This is a genomic window from Pyruvatibacter sp. (assembly GCF_040219635.1).
GTDB lineage: Bacteria > Pseudomonadota > Alphaproteobacteria > CGMCC-115125 > CGMCC-115125 > Pyruvatibacter.
In genome coordinates this window covers 204,114-217,529 of the sequence record NZ_JAVJSC010000004.1, presented here as the reverse complement: position 1 = coordinate 217,529, position 13,416 = coordinate 204,114, and the positions used below count along the sequence as shown (strand labels likewise).

The 13,416-nt window shown below is 59.2% G+C and carries 11 protein-coding genes; 6 read left to right on the top strand and 5 right to left on the bottom strand.

The features are described from left to right. Positions 1-4 precede the first annotated feature (4 nt). A complete protein-coding gene (locus RIB87_RS09790; protein ID WP_350146042.1) occupies positions 5-1,000 on the bottom strand; it encodes a S1C family serine protease in 996 nt (331 codons plus the stop codon). 160 nt (positions 1,001-1,160) lie between these two features. On the opposite strand from RIB87_RS09790, the gene RIB87_RS09785 reads away from it, so the two are divergent. The 5 genes from RIB87_RS09785 (at position 1,161) to RIB87_RS09765 (ending at position 7,428) form a co-directional block, all read left to right on the top strand. Beyond that, a complete protein-coding gene (locus RIB87_RS09785; RefSeq protein WP_350146040.1) occupies positions 1,161-1,700 on the top strand; it encodes a PAS domain-containing protein in 540 nt (179 codons plus the stop codon). Between the two features lie 131 nt (positions 1,701-1,831). Further along, positions 1,832-3,484 (top strand): acetolactate synthase large subunit, encoded by a 1,653-nt coding sequence (locus tag RIB87_RS09780; RefSeq protein WP_350146038.1) that lies wholly within the window; start codon positions 1,832-1,834, stop codon positions 3,482-3,484. A gap of 37 nt (positions 3,485-3,521) precedes the next feature. Then, the gene (locus RIB87_RS09775; RefSeq protein WP_350146036.1) at positions 3,522-4,967 is read left to right on the top strand and encodes an aldehyde dehydrogenase family protein; all 1,446 of its coding nucleotides are present in this window, start codon (positions 3,522-3,524) and stop codon (positions 4,965-4,967) included. Positions 4,968-5,076: 109 nt separating this feature from the next. Further along, positions 5,077-6,408, top strand: a complete 1,332-nt coding sequence (locus RIB87_RS09770) for an O-antigen ligase family protein (protein ID WP_350146034.1) — start codon at positions 5,077-5,079, stop codon at positions 6,406-6,408. A gap of 6 nt (positions 6,409-6,414) precedes the next feature. Then, positions 6,415-7,428, top strand: a complete 1,014-nt coding sequence (locus RIB87_RS09765) for an MraY family glycosyltransferase (RefSeq protein ID WP_350146032.1) — start codon at positions 6,415-6,417, stop codon at positions 7,426-7,428. On the opposite strand, the gene RIB87_RS09760 is transcribed toward RIB87_RS09765, so the two are convergent. From RIB87_RS09760 to RIB87_RS09750, 3 genes are all read right to left on the bottom strand, one after another. Then, positions 7,425-8,669 carry an acyl-CoA dehydrogenase gene (locus RIB87_RS09760; protein ID WP_350146030.1) on the bottom strand — a complete coding sequence of 415 codons (1,245 nt, stop codon included), beginning with the start codon at positions 8,667-8,669 and terminating at the stop codon, positions 7,425-7,427. The two genes, RIB87_RS09765 and RIB87_RS09760, sit on opposite strands and share 4 nt — an antisense overlap. A 230-nt stretch (positions 8,670-8,899) precedes the next feature. Beyond that, positions 8,900-9,919 (bottom strand): NAD(P)H-dependent flavin oxidoreductase, encoded by a 1,020-nt coding sequence (locus RIB87_RS09755; RefSeq protein ID WP_350146028.1) that lies wholly within the window; start codon positions 9,917-9,919, stop codon positions 8,900-8,902. A gap of 102 nt (positions 9,920-10,021) precedes the next feature. Beyond that, the gene (locus RIB87_RS09750) at positions 10,022-11,011 is read right to left on the bottom strand and encodes an alpha/beta fold hydrolase (RefSeq protein WP_350146026.1); all 990 of its coding nucleotides are present in this window, start codon (positions 11,009-11,011) and stop codon (positions 10,022-10,024) included. A 187-nt stretch (positions 11,012-11,198) separates the two neighbouring features. Here RIB87_RS09750 and RIB87_RS09745 point away from each other — a divergent pair, with 187 nt between their 5' ends. After that, positions 11,199-12,194: an NAD(P)H-dependent flavin oxidoreductase gene (locus RIB87_RS09745; RefSeq protein ID WP_350146024.1), complete on the top strand. Its 996-nt coding sequence runs from the start codon at positions 11,199-11,201 to the stop codon at positions 12,192-12,194. A gap of 166 nt (positions 12,195-12,360) precedes the next feature. Here RIB87_RS09745 and RIB87_RS09740 read toward each other — a convergent pair whose 3' ends face one another. Beyond that, on the bottom strand, positions 12,361-13,260 hold the full coding sequence (locus tag RIB87_RS09740) for an EamA family transporter (protein ID WP_350146022.1): 900 nt from the start codon (positions 13,258-13,260) through the stop codon (positions 12,361-12,363). Positions 13,261-13,416: the final 156 nt, after the last annotated feature.

The window sequence follows — 13,416 nt, the reverse complement described above, 5'->3', positions numbered from 1 at the left end:
CTGATTAGTCACGTCCACCGGGAACGGCTGTGAGGCTCAACACGGTGCCGTCGCGATAGACCTCCAGCCTGGTTTTCTTTCCAAGCCTGTCAGCAGTCAGCATCCTGTGAAGATCATCGACACCACTTATATGCTCGCCATCAAACTTCAAAATGATATCGCCTGGCGCAAGGCCCGCCTGCGCTCCCGGCGTGCCGATTTCCATTTGTGCTACGCGCACCGCGCCGGGTGATTTACGGTTGAGCTCGCGCACCAGTTGCTTTGGCAACTCAATTGTCTGCACGCCAAGTCCCAAATAGCTGCGACGAACCTTGCCGTATTTGAGGATTTCGCCCACCACATATTGCGCGGTGTTGGAGGCAATGGCGAAACACAGCCCCTGTGCGCCGGCGATAACCGCCGTATTGATGCCGATGACCCGCCCGTCAGGCGTCACCAGCGGCCCGCCGGAGTTGCCGGGATTAAGCGGCGCATCCGTTTGAAGTACATCATCAATCAACCGGCCCGACTGGCTGCGCAATGAGCGCCCTAAAGCCGAAATCACGCCGGTGGTTACCGTGCAGTCAAAGCCCAGCGGATTGCCGATGGCAACCACGAGCTGGCCCTGGCGCAACGCACCGCTGTCGCCCAGTTCCGCCCATTCCCGGTGCTTGCCCGGCAGGCGCACAATGGCAACGTCAGTGTCCGGGTCAGCACCGACAGTTTCCGCCTCTATTTCGCGCCCGTCGGGGTAAACTGCCATCAGCGAACGGGCACCGTTCACCACATGGCTGTTGGTCAGCACATAGCCGTCCGGCGTGAATATAAAACCCGAGCCTGATCCTGACATTTGCCCCATTGAGGAGGGGCGTCCCTTGACCTGCAGATGCACAACCGAGTTCGACACCGCGTCCACCGCCCCTGCAACCGCGCGGCTGTAGGCATCCAGCAGGTCATGCGATGAGCCGCGCCTGCGCTTTGGCGGCAGCTTGGCCCGGTTCTTTGGTGAAAAGAGGCCCACCGTCCCCCCTCCTCATGATGGCAGCGTTAAGCAACAGCATAATAGGTAGAGCTCAAAAACGGCTTTTGAAGGAAGAGTTGGTTAACCGTTTTATTGCAACAGTGCCCAACCCTGATATCCGGGTGTTTTTAAGATGCGAAATCAAGAAAGCCGCGCGAAATTGGCCCTGCCAGATATCCACAAGACCCGCCCCAGCCCGAAGATACCGCAGAACGAAAAACTGCTGGCTCACTGGGTGGCGTTGCGAGGTGATGCACGGTTTCCGCGGCGCACCCAGTTTAACCCCATGCAGGTCACTGACCTGTTGCCACAACTGGTCATGCTTGAGCCGGACCTTCCCGACACCGCCACGATCCGCCTTTTTGGAACCGGCCTTGCCCGGCGGCTTGGCATTGACCTCAGCAACGCCAACCTTCTTGCGCTCTATGATGAAGAAAGGCAGGAGCTGTTACGCGAACTGCTGAACTTCCTGGTTGAGCACCACTGCGTTGTCATAGGCCATAGTGAGTGGGCAACACCCTCCGGCCACAGGTTTACAACCGAGAACCTGTGGCTTCCTCTCAGCGATGAACACGGCAAGGTAATCCGCGTGCTGGGCTCGTTGTGGGAAACCAATGTGCTGCTTGATGCGAATGAGACCCTTGGCGGTTCGGTAAACACGTCGCAATATCTGACAGAGCGCAGTTACTTCAGCTTCTGACTGCTGATTGTTTCGCCTTGCCTCATGGTTTTGATTGCCGATTGCATGATTTGCATATCATCACCAATCGCGCACACTGGTGTCTGATGTTGTGTCAGACCATTCCCGGAACCAAGTGAGCGCCCTTCCCGATGAAAGCATCCGACCTGTTTGTTCGTTGCCTCGAACGCGAAGGCATTACCCATATTTTTGGCGTACCCGGTGAGGAAAACGCTGACTTCATGATGTCGCTGGAGGGCTCCAGCATAGAGTTTGTGTTGACCCGCCATGAGCAGGGCGCAGCCTTCATGGCGGAAGTCTATGGTCGCCTCACAGGCAACCCTGCCGGATGCCTTGGCACGCTTGGCCCCGGTGCCACCAACCTCATTACCGGCGTTGCCGACGCCAATATGGATCGCGCGCCCATGCTGGTGCTGACAGGGCAGGGGGCGACCGCCCGCCAGCACAAGGAAAGCCATCAGATCATGGACGTGGTGGGCATGTATGAGCCCGTCACCAAATGGGCCTACTCGGTCAACCACGCAGATGCCATTCCCGAAGTTGTCCGCAAGGCCGTGCGGCTGGCACGAACGGAAAAGCCCGGTGCCGTCCTCATCGAACTGCCCGAAGACATCGCTAAGATCGAAACCGATCGCGAACCCATGGAGCCGCGCCGCTTCCGCCGTCCCGGCCCGGACGACAAGATCACCGACCGCGCCTTCGACATGCTGCGAAATGCAAAACGACCTGTCATCATCGCGGGGAACGGCGCAATCCGAAAACGGGCCGCATCGCAGCTGCGCCGTCTGTGCGAAGAAACCGGCATTGGTGTCATTTCCACATTCATGGGCAAAGGCGCCGTGGATATGGATGCAAACTACTGCCTCTACACCATCGGCCTTGGCCAGCGCGATATTGTGTCACTCGCCATTGAAGACGCAGACCTTGTCATCACGCTTGGCTACGACATGGTCGAGTACCACCCGCATTTGTGGAACCCCGGCGGTACCAAGGACATCATCCACATTGATTTTCTGCCCGCTGAAATTGACCGCAACTACAACCCCAAATGCGAACTCATCGGCGACGTTGCCCATTCCCTGTGGATGCTGAACGAGCGCCTGTGGCGGCATCGCGGCGAGGTTAGCTTTGACCTTGAGCAGCAGGCCAAGATACGTGCCCGCATGAAGGACGAACTGGCTGAATACAGCGACGATGACACCGAAGGCTCCATCCGCCCGCAAAAAGCCATCTGGGATGTGCGCCAGGCTCTTGACAGAAACGATATTCTGCTGTCGGGCGTTGGTGCTCACAAAATGTGGATTGCCCGACATTACCAGTGCCACGAACCCAACACCTGCCTTATCCCCAACGGCTTTTGCTCCATGGGTATGCCACTGCCCGGCGCAGTAGCGGCTCACATTGTGCACCCCGACGCCAGGATTTTTGCCATCGCCGGTGACGGCGATTTCCTGATGAACGTGCAGGAGATGGAAACCGCCCGCCGCATGAACTCGGACATTACCGTCATGGTCTGGGAGGATGGTGGCTATGGCCTGATCTCATGGAAACAGGAAAACGAGTTCAAGCGTCATACCAATCTGGGCTTTGGAAATCCCGACTGGCTCAAACTGGCGGACAGTTTTGGCTGGCACGGTCAGTATGTGCCCAATGCGCGTGACCTTCGCGGGGCGCTTGATACGGCACTGGCCTACAAGGGGCCCTCGCTGCTGGTTATCCCCATCGATTACCGGGAAAACGTGCTGCTGACGGAGCGCCTGGGCCAGATCGACGTTAACATCTGAGTTGCTATTTGATTGCCTGCGCGAAGGAGCCTGACACATGTCCGACGATCATAGCCTCAAAGAGCATTACCCGTATTATCTGGCAAATGAACCGCGCCAGCCCAACACCGACCTTGAGGTTGAGGATAAGTACACCGGCAAGATAGCTACCCGCGTTGCCCTGGCTGATGAAGCCGCCATTGATGAAGCCATAGGCCACGCCGTATCCGCCGCCGAACCCATGGCGGCTCTCAAGCCCTATCAGCGCCGCGAAGTACTGGACCACTGTGTTGCCCGCTTCAACGAGCGCCACGAGGAATTGTCTCGGGCGCTGTGCATCGAGGCTGGCAAACCCATCAAGGATGCGCGCGGCGAAGTCACCCGCCTGGTTGAGACTTTCCGCATTGCTGCCGGCGAAGCCGAGCGCATGTATGGTGAGGTCATGCCGCTGGACAATGCCGAGCGGGCGTCCGGCTATCGCGGCATGTGGAAGCGTGTGCCCATTGGTCCGTGCTCGTTCATCTCGCCGTTCAATTTTCCGCTCAATCTGGCCGCCCACAAAGTCGCACCGGCACTGGCGGCAGGCTGTCCGTTTGTGCTGAAACCGGCCAGCCTCACCCCCATCGGGGCGCTTATCATTGGCGAAACACTAGCAGAAACAGACCTGCCCAAAGGCGCGTTCTCCATTCTGCCCTGCCGCCGTGATGGCGCGCGTCTGTTCACCGAAGACGACCGCCTGAAACTGCTCAGTTTCACAGGCTCCGCTGATGTCGGCTGGGATCTGAAGGCCAAGGCGGGCCGCAAACCTGTGGTGCTTGAACTGGGTGGCAATGCCGCGTGCATCGTCGATGAGAATGTGGACCTTGATGATGCCGTTGAGCGCATGGTGTTTGGCGCGTTCTACCAGTCAGGCCAAAGCTGCATCGGCGTCCAGCGCATTCTGGTTCATGATGCCATCTACGACGATTTCCGTGACCGCTTTGTGGCTGCAACCGCCAAACTCAAGGCTGGTGACCCTCACGATGAAGACACATTCATCGGACCGATGATCTCCGAAAAAGAGGCGCAGCGCCTGCACGGCTGGATCAAGGATGCCGCCGCAAAAGGCGCAACCGTCCTCACCGGCGGTGACCTGAACGGTAAGATGCTGGCTGCGACGGTGCTGGAAAATGTGCCTGATGACTGTGATGTGGTCCGCGAGGAGGCGTTTGGTCCAGCCGCCGTTCTGTCGCGGTTCGCTGATTTTGAAGCCGCACTGAAAACCGTCAACGAAAGCCGCTACGGCCTGCAGGCGGGCGTTTTCACCCGCGACCTCTACAAGGCCATGCGCGCATGGGATGTGCTGGATGTTGGCGGCGTCGTGGTCGGCGACGTGCCCTCGTGGCGCGTCGATCACATGCCTTACGGCGGCGTCAAGGATTCAGGGCTGGGCCGTGAAGGCATCCGCTGGGCCATCGAAGACATGACTGAAATCCGTCTGCTGGTCATCCGTGAGCCTTCCTAGCTTGCACCGTAAAGCATGCGCGTTCGTGGCCCGCAGTTGCGGTAAGCGGTGTGCTCCAGTAATCACGTGAGTGATCCAAAAAAAGATACAACGCGGAGCGGTGACCAACGTGCGTGAAAAACTGGCAGGCCATGGGCTTGCAACGCTCTTTGTGCTGCTGGCCATAGCCCTGCTGCTGGCTGAGCGGGCCCCACCTTTGCTGGCTGTATTGACGTTTGTATGTGCGGCTGTTGCGGCGCGCTGGTCCACAGTGGCGGTCTTCTTGCGCGCGAACCCGGTGGCGACATTTCTGGCCCTGCTCCTCATCTGGATGCTGATATCAGCCTCATGGTCTGTGGCGGGCGCCGAAGCACTCAGCGGTGGCGTGCGCATTGCCCTCATGATCGTGGTTGCCGCCGCCTTGCCGGTTTTGATCCTGAGCACACCCCGGACAGTGCGCGTGCGCGCCGCATGGTGGGCAACATTTGCGTTATGTCTGATGGGCGTTTTGCTGCTGATCGAAACTCTCTTCGACATGCCGTTGCTGCGCGCGGCGAGATATGTGTTCAACGACGAAGCCTTTGTCGCCGTCATTCCGCCTGTTGCCGAACAACAGCCAGGCAAGGTCTATTTTCATCTCTCCGCGCTGGTTAACAGGCTGACCCATCTGTCATCGGTTGTTGCCATCTGTGCGTTGCCACTGGTCGCATTTCTTTGGGCAAGGAAGGCAAGGGGGGCGAGGAGTGTTGCGATTGCTGTCGCCGCAACATCCGTGCTTGCACTTGCGCTGTCGCCTGCCCAGGCACCCCTCGTTGCGCTTGCGTTTGGTGGCATGGCAACGGCCATCCTCCTGGTGCCCGCTGTCGCATCACACCGCGCATTGCCCGGTCTATCCGCAGCCGCTGTTGCCGTGGCCGTCATTGCCATGCCGTGGTTTGCGCAAAGCGCGTATGAGCGCGGCGTGCAGAGTGCGGAAACGATGGATGTCAGCGTCATTCACCGCCTTGCAATCTGGGATAATGCCGCCAGCCTCATCGCTGAGCGTCCGGTAGCGGGCTATGGCATAGAAGCATCGCGCGTGATCGGGCGCAGCGGGCTTGCCGTGCACGACATCATGCCCGGCCATGAAGCCACAACATTTCAGGTACTTCCCCTGCACCCTCATAACGCCTCCATACAGATATGGTTGGAACTTGGCGGCATTGGCGCGCTTATGTTCGCAGCTTTCGCATATTTCATGACGCTTAAAGTATGGAGCTATGTCCACGGCAGTCTCCATCACGCCGGGATCATGGGCGCAAACCTCGTGGGTGCCGGCCTCATGGGCGGGTGGGTCACAGCGCTTGTCATCGCCCATCTGAGTTACGGCATCTGGCAATACTGGTGGATAGCAACCCTTGGGTTTGTCGCCGCAATGCTGGCAGTAATGGTTGCCGCCCGCGACCCGGATCCAAGAGGCTGACCGCTGATGTCACAGGCATTTTTGACCACGCTGTGCATCTTCACGCTGTCGCTCAATCTGGTGGCGATCGTCAGCATGTGGGCGCGCACTCATCAGCTTGATGTGCCCAACGCGCGCAGCTCTCACACAACGCCCACACCACGCGGCGGCGGCATCGCCATCGTGCTGGCATCACTCGCGGGTGCGCTGGTGCTATGGTGGAATGGGCAGCTCGCAGACGGCCTCGCTCTGGCAATCGTCTGCGGCGGCGCGGGCATTGCGCTGGTCGGCCATATTGATGACCGGCGTAACATCGCAACGCTGCCAAGACTTGTAATCCACATCGCCGCCGCTGCTTTTGCACTTTGGTGCATCGGCGGTGTGGCAGCACTGCCTGTTGGTACGTACATCTGGCACCCCGGCAGCATCGGCTGGCTGATCGCCCTCGTCGGCCTTGTCTGGATGATAAACCTGACAAACTTCATGGACGGCATTGATGGTCTTGTCGGCAGTCACACCATTTTCGTGAGCCTTGCAGGTGCGGCACTTCTGTGGGCCACAGCCACACCGGGCGGCGCTGCCTTCATGGTGTTGCTGGCCGCTGCGACAGCGGGGTTTCTGGTCTTCAACTGGCCCCCCGCCTCGATTTTCATGGGCGATGTCTCATCAGGTTTTTTGGGCTTCGTGATTGGGGCCGTGGCAATCGCCACAGCCGAACACGTCAACCTGTGGGCCTGGGGCCTGCTGCTGACGCCGTTCATCGCCGACGCCACCATTACCCGCGCCATGCGTATTGTACGCTACGGCGATTGGGTCGGGGCGCACCGCAGCCACGTGTATCAGCGCCTGTCGCGCCGCTGGAGCGGGCACGCGCCAGTGGTTCATACCTATTGGCTGATATCGCTGATCGTTTTCTGGCCTCTGGCCCTGCTGGTGACGCTGCACCCCGCTGTCGGCTGGGTGGTCATGCCGGCAGCATGGGGTATCAGTTTCGCCGCAGCCTTTGCCCTGGGCGCGGGCCGCAATGACGAAGCAGCCTAGAAAAACGCCTGAAGCCCGGTCTGCGCGCGGCCCAGAATAAGCGCGTGCACATCATGCGTGCCTTCGTAGGTGTTCACCGCTTCAAGGTTCATGACGTGACGGATGACATGATATTCATCCGAAACGCCGTTGCCGCCATGCATGTCGCGGGCGATGCGGGCAATGTCCAGCGCCTTGCCGCAGTTGTTGCGCTTGACGAGTGAAATCATCGGCGGCGCAGCACGGTGCTCATCAAACAGGCGACCGACCCGCAGGGCCGCATGAAGACCAAGCGTGATCTCGGTCTGCATGTCCGCCAGTTTCTTTTGAATGAGCTGCGTTTGTGCCAGCGGCTTGCCAAACTGCTTGCGATCCATCGTGTATTGCCGCGCCTGATGCCAGCAGAACTCAGCCGCTCCCATGGCCCCCCAGGCAATGCCGTAACGCGCCCTGTTGAGGCAGCCAAAAGGCCCCTTGAGACCTTCCACATTCGGCAGCAGATTTTCAGCTGGTACAAACACGTCAGTCAGCACGATTTCGCCGGTAATGGAGGCGCGCAGCGAAAATTTGCCTTCGATCTTCGGCGTCTCGAAGCCCTCAAACCCGCGCTCCACAACAAACCCGCGGATTTTGTCCTTGCCGTCATCATCCTTCAGCTTGGCCCACACCACCGCTACGTCAGCAATCGGCGAATTGGTGATCCACATCTTTGCGCCGTTCAGCACATAGCCGCCATCAACGGGTTTGGCACGGGTCACCATGCCCGCCGGGTCCGAGCCGTGGTCAGGCTCCGTCAGGCCAAAGCAGCCCACCCACTCACCGGTGGCGAGCTTTGGCAGATATTTCATCCGCTGCTCTTCGGTGCCGTAGGCATAGATGGGGTGCATCACCAGCGACGACTGCACGCTCATGGCCGAGCGGTAGCCTGAATCCACATGCTCAACCTCGCGGGCAATCAGCCCGTAGGACACATAATTGAGCCCGGCGCAGCCATATTGCTCGGGGATCGTGCAGCCCAAAAGCCCAAGCTCGCCCATCTCGGTCATGATTTCGCGATGAAAAATCTCGTGCCGATTGGCCTCCTTGACCCGGCTCATGAGCTTGTCCTGCGAATAGGCATGGGCGGTCTCGCGCACCATGCGTTCATCTTCGGACAACTGGTCCGTCAGATAAAACGGGTCTTCCCAGGAAAACGGTGCAGAGGCCTCCGGTGACGGATCAAAGGGGGTATCTGCGGCGGGCGTTTTTGCGGCTTTCGACATCAAAGGCTCTTTCTCGTTTTGCTCAGCGCGCGACCCTACCGGCTTGCCTGTTTCTCAACAAGTGAGCCGCACCCTGTGAGCAGCCGCAACAAAGTTGGCCGCATTGGCAGATATATCCGCGCTGTAGGGAGAATATATTGCACTGCGGGACTAATGCACGGCGCAGACAAAAACCGGCCATGCAGATCTGCCGCATGGCCGGATTGTCGTCGGACTACTATTGCGTATCTTTACTCCGCAGCAGACGCTTTTGCACCCGTCTCCTCAATGGCCTCACCCAGCAGCGTCCGCCCGCTGAGGTCAGCAAGTGCCTCGCGGTACTGCGCTTCAAGCCTGTCCACCAGAACGGCAACCGACGGCGCGTCGTCAATGCTGCCGATGCCCTGACCGGAGCCCCAGATGTCTTTCCAGGCTTTTTGCTTGGTGTTGCCACCGGAGCCGAAGTTCATTTTGGATTTGTCCGCTTCCGGAAGATTATGCGGATCAAGACCCGCACCCACAACGGACGGGGCCAGATAGTTGCCGTGAACGCCGGTAAACAGGTTGGAATACACAATGTCTTCGGCAGCGCTGTCCATCAGCATCTGCTTGTAGCCGGGGTCGGCGTTGGCTTCTTCCGTCGCAATGAAGCGCGTGCCGATATAGGCAAAGTCCGCGCCCATGGCGAGCGCACCGGCAATGGATGAGCCGTCTGAAATTGCCCCCGACAAAATCACCGTGCCGTCAAACCACTCCTTCACTTCACGCACCAGCGCAAAAGGTGACAGCGCACCCGCGTGTCCGCCGGCACCGGCGCACACAAGAATGAGACCATCCACCCCTTCGTCGGCAGCCTTTTTGGCGTGCTTCACATTGATGACGTCGTGATAGACAACGCCGCCATAGGAGTGTGCCGCTTCCACAACAAACGCAGGCGGACGCAGCGACGTGATGATGATCGGCACTTCGTGCTTCACACACATGTCCATGTCGTGCTGCAACCGATCATTAGAGGCGTGGCAAATCTGGTTGACCGCAAACGGCGCTACCTTCTTGTCCGGGTTGGCGGCCTGATACTCAGCAAGTTCCGTCTTGATACGGATGATCCATTCTTCCAGCACGTGTTCGGGCCGCGCATTGAGCGCGGGAAACGAGCCGATGATGCCCGCCTTGCACTGGGCAATCACAAGCTCGGGGCCGGACACAATAAACAGGGGCGAGCCGATGACAGGCATCCGCAGATGGTCGCGGATATGGGCGGGAATGCTCATGAAAAAGTCTCCAAGGCGTTTGCGTTACATTTCGTAGGGATATTTGGCGCGCACAGCCCAAATGTCCAGCCGCGCGCCGCCAAAAGCAGCTGTGAAACGGCGTCATTCAACCGGCGGGGCTTGGCTCTTGAGCGTTGCCAGAAAGTCCAAAAGTGCCTCAGCCACGGCCTCGGGTGCTTCAATCTGCGGAAAATGACCGACATTTGCGAGCTCTACGTAGGTGAACGGCCCGACAAATCCATCGCGCCCTTCGGCAAACAATGCGGTGTCGAGCGCGCCATCATCCGCACCTGCAATCACCAGGCTGGGCATTGCAAATCGGGTGTCGTCGGTTGCAGCCATCGTGCCCGGCGTCGGGTCTGCGCCTATGGACCAGTAATAGCCAAGCGGCCCATCAACGCCGCCTTCCATCGCCATGGTTTTCTTGATGTCCGTCAGGTCTCGGTCTGAAGCCGCAAAGGTGGGGGACCACGCATCATAAATGCCATCGATATGGGCAAAGTCATTGCGCGCCACCATCCAGCTTGCCCACGGCAACTGGTAGTAAAGAAAGTGCGGCGCGTTGAGCAAAAGACTGAGGCTGAACTCGGTTGCCATCGGATGGGGGATCACAAGCGACACGAGCCCCGTCACGTTGTTGGGTGCTGTCGCAGCGGCTGACATGGCGGCTGTTGCGCCCCAGTCCTGCCCGACAATCACAGCGCTGGTTTCGCCAAGCGCGTCCACAAGCGCCAGCGCATCAGCCCCAAGAGTGCCAACCGTATAGTCGCCATCGGGCGCAAGTGATGTTGGCGGGTAGCCACGCATGTTGGGGGCAACGGTACGATAGCCCGCAGCGGCAAGCCTTTGCTGCACAGGCCACCAGCTCCGCGCCGTGGCCGGGTAGCCATGCAGCAAGAGCACAAGCGGCCCCTTGCCAAGTTCAACATAGGCGAACGATATGCCGTTGGCCTCAATGGTTGAGAACGCGGGCGCAGGCAGCCCCGGCACCGCGTCACCCCGTTGTGCAACTTCTTGCGCCATTACGGGCAAAACCATGCTTACCAAACTCATCAGCCCGGCCGCATACACAGCTTTCAGCGTGGTCATCATTGTCTTGCGCTCCCAAAATCTGAGGCAGGCCCTGCGTCATTTCGCAGGCACGGCGCCGCTCAGAAGCCTGACAATGTCGCAACACCGGCAAGGGTGCAATCATCCCCAAACAGTGTGCTAAAACAGGCGTCGAAAACATCAAAGCGGGGGACACACCCGCCTCAATGCCACGACACGGGAGTGACCCATGATTAAGACACGTTTTACGGAGATGTTCGGCGTTGAACATCCCATCGTTCAGGGCGGTATGCAGTGGGTGGGCAAGGCGCCGCTCGTGGCAGCCGTTGCCAATGCCGGCGGCCTTGGCTTCATCACTGCGCTGACGCAGCCAACGCCAGATGATCTGGCCAAGGAAATTGAACGCTGCAAGGCAATGACCGACAAGCCGTTTGGCGTGAACCTCACAATTCTGCCGGCCATCAAACCTCCTCCCTATGCGGAGTACCGTCAGGCGATCATTGATAGCGGCGTGAAAATTGTTGAGACCGCAGGCTACAAGCCGCAGGAGCACGTGGACCACTTCAAGGAACACGGCATCAAGGTCATTCACAAATGCACAGCGGTGCGTCACGCCCTGTCAGCGGAACGCATGGGCGTGGATGCCATTTCCATTGATGGTTTTGAATGTGCAGGTCACCCCGGCGAAGACGATATTCCCGGCCTGATTCTCATTCCCGCTGCGGCTGATAAAGTAAAAATCCCGATGATTGCGTCGGGCGGCTTTGGCGATGGACGCGGCCTTGTGGCAGCGCTGGCGCTGGGTGCCGAAGGCATCAATATGGGCACGCGCTTTTGTGCCACCAAGGAAGCCGACATCCACGACAACGTGAAACAGAAAATGGTGGATACGGACGAACGCGGCACCGACCTGATTTTCCGTACCCTGCACAACACCGCGCGCGTCGCCAAGAACGCGATCTCCCAGGAAGTGCTGGAGAAAGAACGCGCCGGTGCCAAGTTTGAGGAAATCCAGCATCTGGTGTCCGGCCAGCGCGGCAAGCTGGTGTATTCCGAAGGCGACCCGGATCACGGTATCTGGTCTGCGGGCATGATCCAGGGCCTGATCCACGACATCCCGACGGTGGATGAACTGGTGAAGCGCATTGTTGCTGAAGCCGAAACCATCATCAAAAGCCGCCTCAACGGCTATCTGTCCGGTGGCGCCGCGCAGGCTGCCGAGTAAGCAGCGAAACTCATCCATAAAAGCCCCGGATGCAAAAGCGTCCGGGGCTTTTCATATTGGCCCAACCCCGGACTTGATCCGGGGTCCACTCGCCTGCGCTGTTGGCTGTGGAGGTGCGAGTAGGCCCCGGATCAAGTCCGGGGATACGGATATTCAAAAAACCTGCTCACAAAACAATCAGCACAAGCCCCGCCACCACGAGCCCGATGCCCAGCAGTTCCCCGCGATTGGTTTTTTCTTTGAAAATCAGCGTCGAGGTCGCCAGCGCAAAAACCAACTCAATCTGCCCCAGCGCCTTTACATAGGCCGCGTTCTCCAGCGCAAAAGCCGTGAACCAGCCGATAGATCCAATGACGCTGGCAATACCAACCACCACCGCAGGCCGCCACCGCACATAGCTTTGCTTCAGGGAAGCGCGGTCACGCACACCCAGCCAAACGGTCATGATGAGTGTCTGCCATACCAGCACGCAGGTCAGCGTCATGGCGGCTGAGACGGCAAAGCCCGTATCGTCAAGCGACAGCGACGCTGCCCGGTAGCACACCGAGGCAACCGCAAAACCCGCCCCGCACCCAAGCCCCATCAACGCCACGGGCGATCCAAGGGACGCAACGATACTGCGCGGTGTGATCGCCGTTCGTGCCACCGACAACGCAATGACGCCGATAAAGCTCACCAGAATGCCCGCGAAGGCATAAGGCCCCACAACCTCGCCCAGCACCAAAAAGCCAATCAGGGCCGTTTGCACAGTCTCGGTTTTTGAATAGGTCGTGCCCACCGTAAATACCCGCAGCGCAAACATCCGTACAAGGAGGACCGCCGCCACCACCTGCGCCGCACCGCCGACCAGCACGGCCAGCACAAACTGTGCGTTTATCTGCGGCAGCGCTTCGCCTGTGAAGTAGATGAGCGCCGCCAGATAGAGCGCCGCAAACGGCAGCCCGTACAAGAAACGCACATAGGATGCGCCCGTTGCCGTCAGGTCAGCCGCAAGCCTGCGCTGCAAGGCAGAGCGCACGTTCTGCGCGAACGCAGCAAGCAGCGTAAAGATGATCCAAAGCGGCATGAGTAAGGCCGAGCAGGGAAGGGAACTTATGTTCTACGCCCGATGCCCCAAAGAAGGCCACTCATGTCAGCCATGCGGTTGAACGCCCCCACACACCACATGCCTCCCCGCGACTTGATCGCGGGGCCCAGAGCCGCACGCAAATGTGCTGCTTGG